Here is a 14,731-nt window from a genome sequence, read left to right on the forward strand (position 1 = left end):
CCCGTCGATGCGGTCCCTCCTACCATCCAAGTGAGAACACGCGGGACGTCACGGGACGTACGGAGAAGACTGGGGAGACTCGTGTACGAAGCCGGGCTCCTCGGCCGCGACCAGCAGCTGAGGATCCTGCAGGAACTGATGGGCAGGCTGCCGGACGCCGGCGGCGCCCTGGCACTGCAGGGCGGCCCGGGCGTCGGCAAGTCCGCGCTGCTGCGGGTCGCGACCGAACGCGCCCGGACGGCGGGATGCCAGGTGCTGTGGGTTGCCGGGCACTCCGACGACACACCCTTCAGCGGGCTGCGCGAGTTGCTGCGGCCGGTGCTCGGCACGGCGGACGCTCTGCCCGCGGAACAGGTCGAGATCCTGCGATCGGCGTTCGAGACCGGTGCCGGGCAACCCCCGGAGACACTGAGGGTGGCCCTGGCCGCGTTCAACCTGATCACCGCCGGCGCGGCCGAGCAGCCCGCGGTACTGATCGCCGACGACGTACAGGGGGTCGACAGGCCCACCCGGGACGTACTGGCGTTCATGGCGCGCAGGGCGAGCGACAACCCGATCGTCGTCCTCGCGGCACTCCGCAGCGGACGGACCCGGCCGGTTTCGCCCGTACTGGACGTGCCGGTGCTGGACGAGCCCTCGGCGCGACGGCTGCTGGCCCGTCATGCGGCCACGCTGCCCCCTGCCGTTCGGGAGCGGATACTCGGGGAAGCCCTCGGCAACCCGCTCGCGCTGATCGAACTCCCCGCAGCGTGGCGCCCGACGGGACCGCCGGGTTCGTGGACCCACCTGCCGGTGAGCCCCACCCTGGCGACGGCGTTCGCGGCCGGGCTCGGCGAGCTGCCGGCGCAGGCCCGGGACGCCCTGCTGGTCGCGGCCGTCGACCATGTCGGAGACCTCGCGGAGATCCTGGCCGCTGCCTCCGTCCTGGCGGGGCGAACCGTCACGGTGGACCTTCTCGACAGCGCGGCCGCCGCCTCGTTGATACGGCTCGACAGGACGACACTGCGCTTCCTCCATCCCGTGGTCCGATCGACGGTGTTGGACGCGGAGACCCCGGCCCGCCGACAGGCCGCCAACGCCGCCATGGCGCAGGTGCTGGCCGAGCACCCGGACCGGCGCACATGGCATCGAGCCCAGTCCGTCAACGGCCCCGACGACGAGCTGGCGGACGAACTGGCGGACGCCCACACCTCCTTGCTCCGGCGTCACGGAGTCGTCGCGGCCATCTGGGCGCTCGAGCGATCGGCGCAGCTCACCGCGGACTCGGCCACCCGAGGACACCGGCTGCTGTGTGCGGCCGAGCATGCCTACGGACTCGGCCGCACACGCCTGACCCACTCGCTGATCGACGAGGCGAAGCGTCAGCAACTCGGCGACGCGGACCGGGCGAAGGCCTGGTCGCTGCGGGACATCTCGGACGCGGACCCGCAGCCCGGCCCGGCCCGGACACAGGTACGGGACATCCCCGAACTGTCGGCGGGCGACCCCGACCTGGCTCTCGACCTGCTACTGAGCACGGCGCTCCGTGCTCACAGGACCGGTGCCGACCCCGCTCTGCGGGCCGGCATCGTCGCGGCCGCCGAGCGGCTGACGGGCACCAGCGACCCACGCCACATCGCAGCCCTGGCGCTGGCCGAACCCGTGCTCCACGGACGGGCGGTGGCCGACCGGCTGCCTTCGAACAGGACGGTGTGGTATCGCCCTGACGCCGACGGCCTCCGGCTGTTCGGCATGGCCGCCCACGCGATCGGCGACCCGGTCCGCGCGGTCGACCTGCTCGGCCGAGCCGAACCGATCCTTCGCGAACAGGGCCGACTCGGTCTGCTGTCGGAGACACTCCTCACCGAAGCTGCCGACCTGCTGCTGCTCGGGGACTGGCGGCGTGCCGCTCAACTCACCGAAGAAGCACGCCGGATCCTCGCCGGGACTCGACAGCCGTCCATGGTCGCCGCGCTCACCGGCACGGACGCGCTCGCCGCCGCACTGCGCGGGCAGGCGGTGCGCGCGGAGGAACTGGCCGACACCGTGGCGGCGTGGCAGCGCACCGATCTGATCCCGACGCTGAGGCTGGCCCGTGGCGTGGCGCGCCTGGGTGAGGGACGGTACACCGAGGCGTACGAAGAGCTGAGGCCGCTCCTCGACCAGCCACCCGCGGGCCTGCGGTGGCAGGGCTTCGCCGCTGTGATGCCGTTCGCCGTCGCAGCGGATCGTGGCAGCAGCCGTGATGAGGCCGCGCACATACTCGACGTCCTTGAGGAAGCGGCGCGCGTGACGCCCGCCCCTCTGCTGAATGTCCAGCTGCCGTACGCGCGAGCCGTGCTCGCCGCCGACGCGGCGGCCGAGGAACTGTTCATGATCGCGTTGGGCCAGGACCTGATCCGCTGGCCGCTGGTCAAGGCGCGGACGGAACTCGCGTACGGGCAGTGGCTGCGACGCCATCGACAGGCCGCCCGGTCGCGCACGATGCTCCTCTCGGCGCGAACCGCTTTCGAACTCATCGGAGCCTCCGACTGGGCGGGCCGCAAAGCGACTCACGCAGCGGACACCCCGCTTCCAGCCGCTACGGAGCTGCTGTCGGCCCAGGAGACAGTGATCGCCCGGCTGGCCGCGGAAGGGCTGTCCAACCGGGAGATAGCGGAACGACTCCATTTGTCACACCGCACCGTCGCCGCGCATCTGTACCGAGCCTTCCCCAAGCTCGGCATCACCTCGCGCAGTGAGCTTGCACCGCTGCTGGACCTGCTGGAACCGGCCGTGAGCGACCACTGAAACCGGCGCTCGGCGCACCTCCGGATGAGTGGGCGGGATCAGTCAAACGACTCAAGCCACCGACGGTGCGGCGTGATTAGCGTGGAACCTCCAGGGAGCCGGGAGGGAGTCATGGGTTCGGCGATGCTGGCGGGAAGAGAGCGGGAGATCGCCGTGCTGGCGAGGCTCCTGGAAGGTACGCCGCTGAGCGGTGCGGTGTTGCTGATGCTCGGGGACCCGGGTATCGGCAAGTCGTCGCTGCTGAACGAGGCGGAGTCCAGGGGGCGGGCCCGGGGCTTCCGGATACTTCGGTTGGTCGGTGTCGAGTGCGAGGCGGCGTTTCCCTTCGAGGGACTGCACCAGTTGGTCGGTCCGGTGCTCGATCAGGTCTCGCTGCTTCCGCGGCACGAGAGGGAAGCGTTGCTGGCGGCGTTCGGACTGGTGGAGGGTGCGCCTCCGGAGCCGTTCCTGATCGATCTGGCGGTCGTGGACCTGCTGGCGGCCGTGGCGGCCGACCAGCCGGTGCTGGTCCTGGCCGACGACGTGCAGTGGCTGGATACTCAGTCGCACGAGGCGCTGACGTTCGTCGCACGGCGCGTGACGGGACCCGTGGTGATTATCGCCGCGATGCGCCGTGGCCATACGGGCCCGTTCCTCCACGCCGGCTTTCCGGAGCTGACCGTGGGCGGGGTGGACGACGACGCGGCAGCGCGGATCCTGTCCGCTCATGCTCCTGGCCTGAGTCCGGCCGAGCAGCGGCGCATCCGGCGAGAGGCGCTGGGCAATCCGCTGGCGTTGCGCGAGTTGCCGATCACGATGGCGGCGCTGCCCTCCGGCGGACTGCGTCCGCCGACCCTGTCCGACCGGCTGGAACGCACGTTCGCGGGGCGCGGGGCCGTCATGCCCCCGGCGACCCGGGACGCCTTGCTCGTCGCGGCCGTCGATCTGGCGGGCGACCTAGCCGAAGTCATCGCCGGGACCTCGGAGATGCGCGGCGAACCGGTCACTCCTGAGGTGTTCGACCCGGCACGGGCGGTAGGCCTGGTGACCCTGGAAGAGGGCCGGGTCGCCTTCCTGCACCCCCTGATGCGTTCGGGAATCCTGCAGGCCGAAAGCGTGGCCCGGCACCAGTCGGCCCACCGGGCGCTGGCGCAGACTCTGGACGATGTGTACCGGCGGACCTGGCACCGCGCGCAGTCCATCGTCGGTCCCGACGACCGGATCGCGGACGCTCTCGAAGCCAATGCCGCGCAGGCGCTGAGCCGGGGCGCGGTGATCGCGGCGATCAACGATCTCGAACGGTCGGCAGAGCTGACGAGCTGGTCGGCGCTGCGCGGGCACCGGCTGCTGGTGGCCGCCGGACACGCCTTCGGAATGGGCCGGGACGACATCGTCGACGAGTTGCTGCGCTCGGCGGCCAGGACCGATCTGACCGACCTGGACCGGGCGCGTACGGAATGGCTCGGCGAGATGTTCGACCACGGCAGTCCCGGGGACGCTGGCCGCGTGCACGAGTTGTGCGACATCGCCCTTCGGTCCGCCCCCGCCGACCCGGACCTGGCGCTCGACATGCTCCTGGTGGCCGGCTTCCGTTGCTACATGGCCGACACCGGGCCGGCCGCCCGTGCGCGTGTCGTTGCCTGCGCCGACCGGATGCCCGGGACGGCGGGCGACCCGCGCCACCTCGCGACCCTTGCGCTGGCGGAACCACTGCTGCGCGCTCGCCAGGTCATCAAGGCTCTGACCCGGACGCCTCCCAGTGACGACGGGGACGCACTGCGGGTCATGAGCATGGCCGCGCAGGCGCTGGGGCACCTGGACCTGGCGACCGAGCTGCTGGACCGCTCCGAGGAGATCCTGCGCCGGCAGGGCCGACTGGGACTGCTTTCGCAGGTGCTGACCATGCAGGCGCTGACGCATGTGCTGCGCGGGGACCTGGTCCGGGCGGCCGACGCGGCGGAGGAGGGGAAGCGGCTGGCGGCGGAGACCGGGCAGTCGCTGTGGGAAACCGGGACGCTGGTGTGCGACGTACTGCTGAAGGCGCTCGTGGGTGATACGCGGGAGGCACTGCGACGGGCCACCGAGGCGGAACTGCGCGAGGCCCGCGGCCGGAACGCGATGCTGTCGTTGCTTCAACTCGCCCGTGGACTGGCGGCACTTGAGGCCGGCCGGAACCGGGACGCCTACCGGATCCTGCGGGCGGTGTTCGATCTGGCCGATCCCAGCTTCCACCGGGCCGAGAGGTTCATCAGCCTGATGTTCCTCGCGGACGCGGCCGTACGCGCCGGACACCGAGAAGACGCCCGCGGGCTGCTGGCGGAGCTGGAGCTGATCGCACGCGAGACGCCGTCGCCGATGCACCACATCAATCTGTCGTACGCCCGCGCCGTCCTGGCCGCCGACGAGGACGCCGAGGACTTCTACCTGGCGGCGCTGCGGCAGGATCTGTCCAACTGGCCCTATGCCCGCGCGAAGGTCGAGCTGGCGTACGGCTCCTGGCTGCGCCGCCGGAATCGGATCCGTCAGGCGCAGTCCATGCTGACCTCGGCGCAGTCCGCCTTCGACCGGATCGGCGCCCTCCCGTGCGGGGACGAGGCACGACTCGAACTGCGGGCGACGGGCGCCCCGATCGCCTGGCCCGAGTCGTCCGCCGAGCGGTTGAGGCAGATCACCGAGCTCTCCGCCCTGCGGCTGCCGGACGAGGAGATCGCCGAGCGGCTCGGCCTGCGCCCGGCGGTTGTGGCGATGTATCGCGGCAGGGCAGAGCCCGGCACCCCCCGGTGAGGACATCGCGGCAGTCGGATGACGCAAGCCCGGCAGCGGGACCTCCGGCAGCATGACACGAGTCCGCTTCTCTCGAGTGGCCGGATGGGACTGAATGGAAAAAGCCGAGAACGGACCGATTTCACGCACATCGGTTTCACACGGATCGATTTCCCCGCTCGATTCGGAGAATTCGGCACCGCAGGGTGTCGAACTGCGCCATCTGCGCTATTTCGTGGCAGTGGCGGAAGCCGGTACCTTCACACACGCCGCGGAGCGCATGTATGTCGGCCAGCCGACATTGAGTCAGCAGATTCGGCGTCTGGAGGAATTCGTCGGCACGCCTTTGCTGCAGCGTCGGCGTGAAGGAGTTCGGCTGACCGAAGCCGGCACGGTCCTGCTGGAGGAATCCCGGGCCGTTCTCTCCCTGGTCGATCACGGCGTCGGTCGAACCCGGCGGGCGGCGGGTCTTGGCCGCTCGCGGCTGCGTTTCGTCGTGCAGCCGTATCTGCCGCCCACGCTCGCCGCGGAGACCGTGTCGCGACTGCGCTCGGTGGCCCCCGAGGTCGACGTGACCTGGCTGGAGACGGCTCTGGACGCCGACTTCTCCTCGATCCTCCGGCGGGAGGCCGACGCCGCTCTGGGCTGGATGAGCCCGGCGAACGACGCTCTGCCGGACACCCTCGACGTGATGGACATCGGCTCCTTCGAACCCGACCTCTGGATTCCGGCACAGCACCGTGGGGCGGTGAACGGGGCCATCGGCCTCGACGAACTCGCCCGCATGCACCTCATCCACGGTCCTCGGCACGCCGACCCCGCAACGTACGACGCGTGGCGCTCGGTGCTGCGGACCAGGAACCCTTCCTTCGACTTCACCGACCCGCCCTTCCGGCAGTCGCTGCCCATGACGCTGGCCTTCGCCGCGACCGGGAGCCGGCCGAGCGCCGTCCTGACGGGACCGTGCCGCACCGTGGGGACCGCTCCGCGACCGACGGCGGACGCGGGCCGGCACGAGATGGTGGCCGTTCGCGTCGAGGACTCCCCGCTGACCGCCACCGCCGGTCTGGTGTGGAGTGCGGACCTCCCCCGTGAATTGCAGCAGGTACTTTTCGACACCGCCGAAAAGATTACTGCCTGAATCGCTACCCGACCCATGTCGTGGAGTCCATGGCGCGGACCAATACCAGAATCATTCACATCGCTTTTACTGGCACCGATTTTCGCGGTGAACTGATGGAAGAGCGGAAATCCGCCGCTTCACCGAAAGATTTCGCCGAAGGCTTTCGCCGGAAGCTTTCGCTGGAAGCTTTCACCGCAACGGAAGGACCCCCCCGATGAGCAAGACCAAGGACATTGGCCAGTCGGTCGACGCGGAGCTCGTCTTCGATCCGCTGGTGGACTCGACGGACATCACCGTTCACAACCTGGCGGGTGAAGTCAGGCTCACGGGCACCGTCCCGAGCTACCTCCAGTACCTGGAAGCCGCCGCCGCCGCACAGCGCGTGTCCGGCGTCACCAAGGTCCACAACAACCTGGAGGTGGTGCTCCCGCCCGCGCACGAGCGCGACGACACGACGCTGACCGAGACGGCGAACAGCGTGCTGCTGATGAACATCGCCGTGCCGGTCGGTGTCGAGGCGACCGCGAACAACGGCAACCTGACGCTGACCGGCGTCGTCCGGTACGGCTCGGAGCGGCAGGCCGCGGAGCAGGCGGTCGTCGGTCTCACGGGAGTCCGCGGTATCAAGAACAAGATCGAGATCTCCGACGACGCCGACCCGGTCGACGTCATCCTGCTGGTGTCGGACGCGTTGGACCGCAACGCGCTGATCCTCGACGACAGCGAAGTCGCCGTCACCACGAATGGCAACACGGCGATCCTCACGGGCCATGTCCGCACGTGGGCGGAGCACGACGCCGTGATCGCGGCCGCCTGGATGGCCCCGAGCGTCTACGACGTACGCGACGACCTGTACATCACCGGCTGACACCGAGCCGCATCAGGAGTTGCACCAGGGCCGGTCCTCCGGGAATCCCCGCGGGACCGGCCCGCTCCTCATTCTCCGGGGCACCCGATTGCTCAGGACCACCCGAATTCTCAGGACCACCGAACCCGACCGAGAGGCACAGCACGCCATGCACGACGCGGCTCGATCCACGAAGACCCCATCCACGAAGAAGGGCATCGGCCGGTTCCGCGAGCCGGGCACCGAGCTCGAAAACCTGCTGCGGGACGCACTCGCGGTGGTCGCCGGCACGAACGCGGTCTCCCGCACGCCTTCCGACCATCACCGGCTCCGCGACGTTCCGCGCCACAGGCTCGCCCGCTCCGCAGGCCACCTGTTCGGCTACGCACTGCTCGGCTACATCGTCGTCCACCAGCGCCGGAGCCTGAAGAACCCGGCCGCCTGACGAGGGGCGCCGACCACCCGGCGCGGCATGAGGGGCACGCCCTGAGGCCGCGCCGGAGGCAGTTCAGGTGCCCCGGCACGGATCAGCACAGAAAGGGAAGCAATGGCCCGCTCGGACAACGAACCAGCCAGGGACGTACGTTCCTCGGAGCAGGAGTGCGTGGATCTCGCCCTGAGGATGTGGCGGCACGTGTCCCTGCAAGAGTCACTGCCGATCCAGGCCCGCTTCAGCTACGACCACACCCAGCCCCTCGAGGTGCGCGTCGAGTTCCTCAACGACATCGGCGGTGCCGTCACGTGGGTGCTCTCACGGGATCTGCTCATGACGGGCCTGCACCGACCGAGCGGTGACGGCGACGTACGGATCTGGCCGCCGTGCCGGCGCCATGATGGGGACAGCTTCTGGATCCTTCTCCAGGGACGGACCGGCGCGGCACTCCTCGAAGGCCTTGTCGCCCCCCTTGGCGCCTGGCTCGAAGAGACGCTCAGATCCGTTCCCTCGGGCACGGAAGGCCTCTCGATGGACTGGGACGGGGCCCTCGCGCACGTTCTGGCACAGGGGGACGGCTAACTGCCTTGGCGTGCCGCGCCGTTGACGGCCTGGGCCCGATGACGCAGGTCCAGGCCGTCGACGAGGGCGGAGTCCGACAGGCGTATCCGCCCCTCGCGGGCCCGCAACAGGGCCAGGACGATCTGGTCGAGCCCGGTGCGCCGGGGTAGCACGTCGACCAGCCCATGACGCACCGCCCGCGAAAGCTGGGCGCGATCCACGTACTGGGCCACCAGCACGATGCGCGGCCGCCCACGCTCCCCGCACGCGCCGCGCATGAGCGCGAGCGTGGCTTCGTCGAGCTCCGTGGCCAGGACGAGCAGCGCCTCCGCGCGTGCATCCTGCCCCGCTCGCAGCAGGCGCACGCGTGGCCGCGCACGCAGGGCGGTGGAGATGTCACAAGCAAACCGGAGATCACCGGACTTGACGGCCACGGTCACAGGAGAGGTCACTCGTTCCGTTCGTCTCATGACTCCGAAGCTAGGTGGCCGACGACCCGTCGGGCTTCGGTCGGACGACTGCCCACAGGACGTACGACGGTCGTCCGGGCCGTTCGCGTCGCACGGTAGGCGGTTGCGTCATCCGACGGAAGCCCCCGCCTCACCACCCGGATCACGATGGCGGCCCGCGGCCCCCCGGCCCGCTCAGCGCTCGGAGGAAGTGTGATGACCAGTCCGATCAACCCGACCCGTCCCCGTGTCCTGATCGTCGGCGGCGGCTTCGCGGGCGTCGCCTGCGCCCGGCGGCTGGAACGGGTGCTGAAGGCCGACGAAGCCGACATCGTCCTGGTGACGCCGCTCGACTACGAGTTGTACCTGCCGCTGCTGCCGCAGGTGGCGGCCGGGGTACTGACACCGCAGTCGATCGCCGTCTCGCTGCGCAGGGTGCTGCGCCGCACCCGGATCGTCCCCGGCGTCGCCCTGGACGTCGACCTCGAATCCCGGGAGTGCGTGGTGCGGTTGATCACCGATCAGGTGGTCCGCGAGGGATACGACATCGTGGTGCTGGCCGCCGGGAGCGTGACGCGCTCGTTCGACATCCCCGGTGTGCCGGAACACGCCCGCGGCATGAAGAACCTGGGGGAGGCCGTGGCCATGCGCGACCACGTCATCGCCCAACTCGACCTGGCCGACACGACCGAGGACCCGGCGGAGCGGGAGGCGCGGCTGCGGTTCGTCGTCGTGGGCGGCGGATACGCGGGCACCGAGACCGCCGCCCACCTCCAGCGACTCACCGTCGCGGCGACCTATCGCTACCCGGGGCTGAGCCGCGAGTCGATCGAGTGGCACCTGGTCGATGTCTCGCCCCGGCTGATGCCTGAACTGGGCCCGCGTCTGGGCGACAAGGCGCTGGCCCGGCTGCGGCGGCGCGGCATCGAGGTCTCCCTCGGCGTGAGCGTGGCGTCGGCCGGGCCGGGCTGGGTCGAACTCACCGACGGGCGGCGGCTTCCCACCCACACCCTGGTGTGGACCGCGGGGGTCGCGGCAAGCCCGCTGGTCGCGGCCACGGGGGCGAAGACGGTACGGGGGCGGCTCGCGGTCACCGCGGAGCTGACCCTGCCGGGTCACGACGAAGTGTTCGCCCTCGGCGACGCCGCCGCGGTACCGGATCTCGCCGCCGGCGGGGACGCGATCTGCCCGCCCACCGCGCAGCACGCACTGCGTCAGGGCAGGACGGCCGGGAACAACGTCGTCGCGCGGTTGCGCGGCCGGAGTCCGAGCCCGTACCGGCATCGCGATCTCGGTCTGGTCGTCGACCTGGGCGGCCTGGGTTCCGTCGCCAGGCCGCTGGGCATCCCGCTCAGCGGCCTGCCGGCACACTTGGTCACGCGCGGCTACCACCTGCTGGCGCTGCCCACGCTCGTGGCCAGGACCCGCGTCGCCACCAACTGGCTGCTGCACGCGGTGGCGGGAGACGATTTCGTCCGCACCGGCTTCCTCGCCGGACAGCCGAGCACGATCCGGGCGATGGAGCACACCGACGCCCATCCGCCCACTGACGACGTCCACGCCACCGCCGACTCCGAGAAGCCCGCGGGGACGCGGCACGCGTCATGAGGCGGCCGATGCGCACGCGGCACCCCTTGTGCCTACCGCCGGAGCGAGAGCAGGTGCCAGTGCCAGGCGTCGAGTGCGACGAACAGTCCCGGGTCGACCAGTTCGTCGCCCTCCCGTTCGTAGGTGTTCCCGGAGAGCAGTTCGGTGAGTTCGCATGACTGCCCGCGAAAGTCGGTCCAGGGCAGCGGAACCTGCCCCTGGGCGGGCCGGTCGGAGTAGTTGATCACGACGAGGAACCGCTCCTGGCCGTCGGTCCAGGACCAGGCGAGCAGGTTGTCGTGGCTGTCGTTGTCCGGCCAGCCCGTGCAGGTCAGCAGCCGCCAGTCGCCTTCGCGGACGGGGGCCACGGCGCTCACCAGACGGCCGTAGAAGTCGCGCAGGGACTCGTCGGCCGGTTCCTGGGGCCGACGCGAGAGAAACACGGGCGGGCGTATGCGGCGTCCTTCGAACTGGCCCTCGTGCCACAGAGCCGCGCCGGGCAGGGTTGCCACCGCGACTGCTGCCGCGCGTTCCCGTCCTCCGGGCAGAGCGGCGGCGGCCCGGGGTTCGTCGTGGTTCTCCAGGAAGCGGACGAGCCGGCGCTGGTAGGCGAGGTCGGCGCCGAGGTGGCCGCGGACGGATCCGGCGTCCTCGTGGACCAGCCGGTCGTAGAGCCGTTTGTCGTAGCAGAGGTCGAAGCCCTGCTGCTGGAGGTCCCATTCGAGGTCCCAGTACGCCTCCGCGACGAAGAGGAGGCCGGGGTGGCGAGCGCGGACGCGTGGAATGACGTACGGCCAGAAGTCCTCGGCGGGTGCAGGGCCCGCCCGGTCTCCCCAGGTCTTCGCGAACACGTCGTTCATCAGCAGCATCGCCATGTCGCAGCGCACCCCGTCCGCCTGATCGCCGATCGCCGCCAGCGTGTCCACCGCCGCCGCCCGCAGACCGTCACTGAAGGCATTCAGCTGGACAACGTCCGGCCACGGCGGGAAGTACGGGTCGCGGCCCCGCGCGTACACCTGCCCGCCGGCCTCCAGGAAGGCATCGGGGTCGCGGGCCAGATCGTCCGGCGTGCCCCGGACCAGGCAGTCCGGGCGCCCGGTGAGCCAAGGATGGTCCGGGGCCACGTGATTGGGGACGTAGTCCAGGATCAGGCGTACACGCCGCGCGGCGAGTTCGGCCCGTGCCGCGGCCAGTCCCTCGGGACCGCCGAGGCTCTCGTCGACGACGTAGTTCCGTACGCAGTACGGCGACCCGGCGATGTCCGCCGGTGTGAGGTCGGGCAGCGCGTCGCGGAAGGAGGCGACCAAGCCGTCGTCCCGCAGGGCGATCTCCAGTCCCGCCGGACTGCGCTCCCACACACCCATCAGCCATACGGTGTCCACACCCGGCCGTGCGACCTCGTCCCAGACCTCGCCGGGCACGTTCCCCAGGACGACGCGACGTCCGTACCGGCCGCTCAACTCACCCAGCCAGACCAGGGTGTTGATCTCGTAGATCACCGTCATGACAGGGGCTCCTCCCGCAGGGCGCCCCAGTCACCGGCGCCGACGAGATGGAACAAGGTGGCGGTGACCGCGGCCAGGCCTGTCCAGCCGGTCTGGTGGGAGGCGCCGAGGCCGGCGCCGGTGTCTCCGTGGAAGTACTCGTAGAAGAGGATCAGGTCCTTCCAGTTCGGGTCCTTGGCGAACTTGGCCTGGGTGCCGTGCACCGGCCGGTGTCCGTCGCCGTTGCTCAGGAAGGTGGCGGTGAGCCGGTCGGAGATCTCGCGCGCGACCTCGTAGAGGTTCATCCGCCGGCCGGAGCCGGTCGGGCATTCCACGGTGAACTCGTCGCCGTGGTAGGCGTGCAGGTTCAGCAGGGCGCGGATGAGGAGGACATTGACCGGGAACCACACAGGGCCGCGCCAGTTGGAGTTGCCCCCGAACATGCCCGAGTCCGACTCGGCGGGCAGATAGCCGACCCCGTACGTCTCGTCGTGCACCTCGAAGGTGTACGGGTGCTCGGCGTGATGGCGCGACAGCGAGCGGATGCCGTGCGGACCGAGGAACTCGTCCTCGTCGAGCATGCGGGACAGGATGCGCCGCAGCCGGTCCTCGTCGAACAGGGCGAACAGATGACGCCCCGCCTCGCCCGTATCGAGGGCATGGTGGGAGGAGACAAGGGCTTCGACGGCCGGATGCCTGCGCACGAACTCCCTTGCTCCCTCGACCAGTTCCGGGAAACGCTGATCCGTCCAGCCGCCGATCACGCTGGTCGCGGCGAGCGGGATCAGCCCGACCAGGGAACGGACCTTGAGCCGGGTCGCGCGGCCGTCGGGCAGGCGCAGCACGTCGTAGAAGAAGCCGTCCTCCTCGTCCCACAGGCTCTGGTTGTCGTTGCCGATGCGGTTCGTCGCCACCGCGATCCAGGCGAAGTGCTCGAACAGGGTCTGCGCGTGCTCGACGTACACCGGGTTGTCGACGGCCAGTTCGATGGCGATCTCCAGAAGGTTCTGGCAGCACAGGGCCATCCAGGCGGTGCCGTCGGCCTGGTCGAGGTGGCCGCCCGTGGGCAGGGGAGCGCTGCGGTCGAAGACACCGATGTTGTCGAGACCGAGGAAGCCGCCCTGGAAGACGTTGTTGCCGTCGACGTCCTTGCGGTTGAGCCACCAGGTGAAGTTCTTCATCAGCTTCTGGAAGGCGTTCTCCAGGAAGACGCGGTCGCCTTGCCCGGTGCGGTGCTTCTCCAGCTCGTAGACGAAGAGGACCGCCCAGGCGTGCACGGGCGGGTTGACGTCACCGAAATTCCATTCGTACGCCGGGATCTGGCCGTTGGGATGCAGATACAGACGGCGCAGCAGCAACTCCAGCTGGGACTTGGCGAACCCGATGTCGACCATGGACAGGGCGATGGTGTGGAAGGCGAGGTCCCAGGCGGCGAACCAGGGGTACTCCCAGGTGTCCGGCATCGACATGATCTCGTCGTTGATCATGTGGTACCAGGCGCTGTTGCGGACCCGGGGATCGGCGGCGAGCGGGTCGAGGCCGTGCTCGGCGAGCCAGCGCTCCACGTCGAGGTAGTAGTACTGCTTGCTCCACAGCATCCCGGCGAGCGCCTGCCGCACCAGACGCCGCTCGTCCTCGGCCATGCCGTCGGGGACGACGCCCTCGAAGAACACGTCGGCCTCGGTCCGTCGCGTGTCGAACAGCTGGCTGAACTCGGCCCAGGGGTCCGTGAGTTCGGCGTCGGTCAGGCGCAGCCGTACGGTGGCGCTGTCGCCGGCGGGCACGGTGAGGACGTGGTGTACGGCGGCCTTGGTGCCGGTCCGCCCCGGGTTGACGGCGCCGGTCTCGCCGTGGACGACGCAACGGTCGATGCCGTCCTTGACGTACGGGACGGTGTTCGAACTGCCGAAGACGCGCTCGTTGTTGGTGTCGTTCTCGGTGAACAGGGTCTCCGTTCCGCCGGTGAAGTACAGCCGTCGCGTGCCGAGTTCCTCGTGGTCGGCGCGGAGCGGGCCGCCGGGTTCCTGACGGATGGTCGGTACGGCGGTGCCGCCCGCCCACGACCAGGTGTGCCGGAACCACAGGGTCGGCAGCAGGTGGAGGGTGGCCTCGTCGGGACCCCGGTTGTGCGCGGTGATCTCGATCAGCAGGTCCTCGGGGCCTGCCTTGGCGTACTCGACGAACACGTCGAAGTAGCGGTCCTCGTCGAAGACGCCCGTATCAAGGAGTTCGTATTCGGGGTCGTGCCGCTGCCGGGCCTGGTTGACGGCCACCAGATCGTCGTAAGGGAAGGCGCCCTGCGGGTACTTGTAGAGGTACTTCATGTACGAGTGGGTGGGCGTCGAGTCGAGGTGGAAGTAGTACTCCTTGACGTCCTCGCCGTGATTGCCCTCGGCGTTGGTCAGGCCGAACATCCGCTCCTTGAGGATCGGATCGTTGCCGTTCCACAGCGCCAGCGCGAAGCACAGCCGCTGCTTGTCGTCGCTGACGCCCGCGATGCCGTCCTCGCCCCAGCGGTAGGCCCGGGAGCGGGCCTGGTCGTGGGTGAAGTACGACCAGGCGTCACCGCCGGGGCTGTAGTCCTCGCGGACCGTGCCCCATTGCCGTTCGCTCAGATACGGCCCCCAACGCCGCCACGCCGCCCGCCCCGCGTCGGCATCCGCCAGCCGCAGCCGCTCCGGATCCGCCCCGCCACTGTTCTCCGTCATCGCACGCCCTCCCCATGGAGCACCTTCA

Annotated in this window: 11 protein-coding genes; 8 read left to right on the forward strand and 3 right to left on the reverse strand. The window is 70.1% G+C overall.

From position 1 onward, the window contains the following. Positions 1-81 precede the first annotated feature (81 nt). From OG266_RS41410 to OG266_RS41440, 7 genes are all read left to right on the forward strand, one after another. On the forward strand, positions 82-2,769 hold the full coding sequence (locus tag OG266_RS41410) for an AAA family ATPase (RefSeq protein WP_371552044.1): 2,688 nt from the start codon (positions 82-84) through the stop codon (positions 2,767-2,769). A gap of 111 nt (positions 2,770-2,880) precedes the next feature. Next, positions 2,881-5,532, forward strand: a complete 2,652-nt coding sequence (locus tag OG266_RS41415; protein ID WP_371552045.1) for an AAA family ATPase — start codon at positions 2,881-2,883, stop codon at positions 5,530-5,532. 94 nt (positions 5,533-5,626) lie between these two features. Then, positions 5,627-6,652, forward strand: a complete 1,026-nt coding sequence (locus OG266_RS41420; protein ID WP_371552046.1) for a LysR family transcriptional regulator — start codon at positions 5,627-5,629, stop codon at positions 6,650-6,652. A 29-nt stretch (positions 6,653-6,681) separates the two neighbouring features. Then, a complete protein-coding gene (locus OG266_RS41425) occupies positions 6,682-6,852 on the forward strand; it encodes a hypothetical protein (protein ID WP_266469608.1) in 171 nt (56 codons plus the stop codon). Continuing rightward, positions 6,849-7,502, forward strand: coding sequence for a BON domain-containing protein (locus OG266_RS41430; RefSeq protein ID WP_371552047.1), 654 nt, complete (start codon positions 6,849-6,851; stop codon positions 7,500-7,502). The genes OG266_RS41425 and OG266_RS41430 overlap by 4 nt, the downstream gene beginning before the upstream one ends. Before the next feature lie 148 nt (positions 7,503-7,650). Next, positions 7,651-7,926, forward strand: coding sequence for a hypothetical protein (locus tag OG266_RS41435; RefSeq protein ID WP_266469611.1), 276 nt, complete (start codon positions 7,651-7,653; stop codon positions 7,924-7,926). A gap of 189 nt (positions 7,927-8,115) precedes the next feature. Beyond that, complete coding sequence (locus tag OG266_RS41440; RefSeq protein WP_266469612.1) at positions 8,116-8,496, forward strand: SsgA family sporulation/cell division regulator; 381 nt, start codon at positions 8,116-8,118, stop codon at positions 8,494-8,496. Here the strand turns inward: OG266_RS41440 and OG266_RS41445 are convergent. After that, the gene (locus OG266_RS41445) at positions 8,493-8,945 is read right to left on the reverse strand and encodes a hypothetical protein (protein WP_266469613.1); all 453 of its coding nucleotides are present in this window, start codon (positions 8,943-8,945) and stop codon (positions 8,493-8,495) included. The genes OG266_RS41440 and OG266_RS41445 overlap by 4 nt on opposite strands. A 195-nt stretch (positions 8,946-9,140) precedes the next feature. Between OG266_RS41445 and OG266_RS41450 the strand changes: the two genes are divergently transcribed. Next, the gene (locus tag OG266_RS41450; protein ID WP_371552048.1) at positions 9,141-10,532 is read left to right on the forward strand and encodes an NAD(P)/FAD-dependent oxidoreductase; all 1,392 of its coding nucleotides are present in this window, start codon (positions 9,141-9,143) and stop codon (positions 10,530-10,532) included. Positions 10,533-10,564: 32 nt separating this feature from the next. On the opposite strand, the gene OG266_RS41455 is transcribed toward OG266_RS41450, so the two are convergent. Both OG266_RS41455 and OG266_RS41460 read right to left on the reverse strand, forming a co-directional pair. Then, positions 10,565-12,016 (reverse strand): alpha-amylase, encoded by a 1,452-nt coding sequence (locus OG266_RS41455; protein WP_371552049.1) that lies wholly within the window; start codon positions 12,014-12,016, stop codon positions 10,565-10,567. Further along, on the reverse strand, positions 12,013-14,703 hold the full coding sequence (locus tag OG266_RS41460) for a glucosidase (RefSeq protein WP_371552050.1): 2,691 nt from the start codon (positions 14,701-14,703) through the stop codon (positions 12,013-12,015). Before OG266_RS41460 ends, OG266_RS41455 begins: the two co-directional genes overlap by 4 nt. Positions 14,704-14,731: the final 28 nt, after the last annotated feature.

Origin of the sequence: Streptomyces sp. NBC_00554 (genome assembly GCF_041431135.1) — a bacterium.
GTDB lineage: Bacteria > Actinomycetota > Actinomycetes > Streptomycetales > Streptomycetaceae > Streptomyces.

What these genes read in the sequence shown, in the direction of transcription:
- OG266_RS41415 (WP_371552045.1), top strand. Translation starts at nt 2,881, where the DNA reads ATGGGTTCGGCGATGCTGGCGGGAAGAGAGCGGGAGATCGCCGTGCTG.
- OG266_RS41420 (WP_371552046.1), top strand. Translation starts at nt 5,627, where the DNA reads ATGGAAAAAGCCGAGAACGGACCGATTTCACGCACATCGGTTTCACAC.
- OG266_RS41425 (WP_266469608.1), top strand. Translation starts at nt 6,682, where the DNA reads ATGGCGCGGACCAATACCAGAATCATTCACATCGCTTTTACTGGCACC.
- OG266_RS41430 (WP_371552047.1), top strand. Translation starts at nt 6,849, where the DNA reads ATGAGCAAGACCAAGGACATTGGCCAGTCGGTCGACGCGGAGCTCGTC.
- OG266_RS41435 (WP_266469611.1), top strand. Translation starts at nt 7,651, where the DNA reads ATGCACGACGCGGCTCGATCCACGAAGACCCCATCCACGAAGAAGGGC.
- OG266_RS41445 (WP_266469613.1), bottom strand. Translation starts at nt 8,945, where the DNA reads ATGAGACGAACGGAACGAGTGACCTCTCCTGTGACCGTGGCCGTCAAG.
- OG266_RS41450 (WP_371552048.1), top strand. Translation starts at nt 9,141, where the DNA reads ATGACCAGTCCGATCAACCCGACCCGTCCCCGTGTCCTGATCGTCGGC.
- OG266_RS41455 (WP_371552049.1), bottom strand. Translation starts at nt 12,016, where the DNA reads ATGACGGTGATCTACGAGATCAACACCCTGGTCTGGCTGGGTGAGTTG.
- OG266_RS41460 (WP_371552050.1), bottom strand. Translation starts at nt 14,703, where the DNA reads ATGACGGAGAACAGTGGCGGGGCGGATCCGGAGCGGCTGCGGCTGGCG.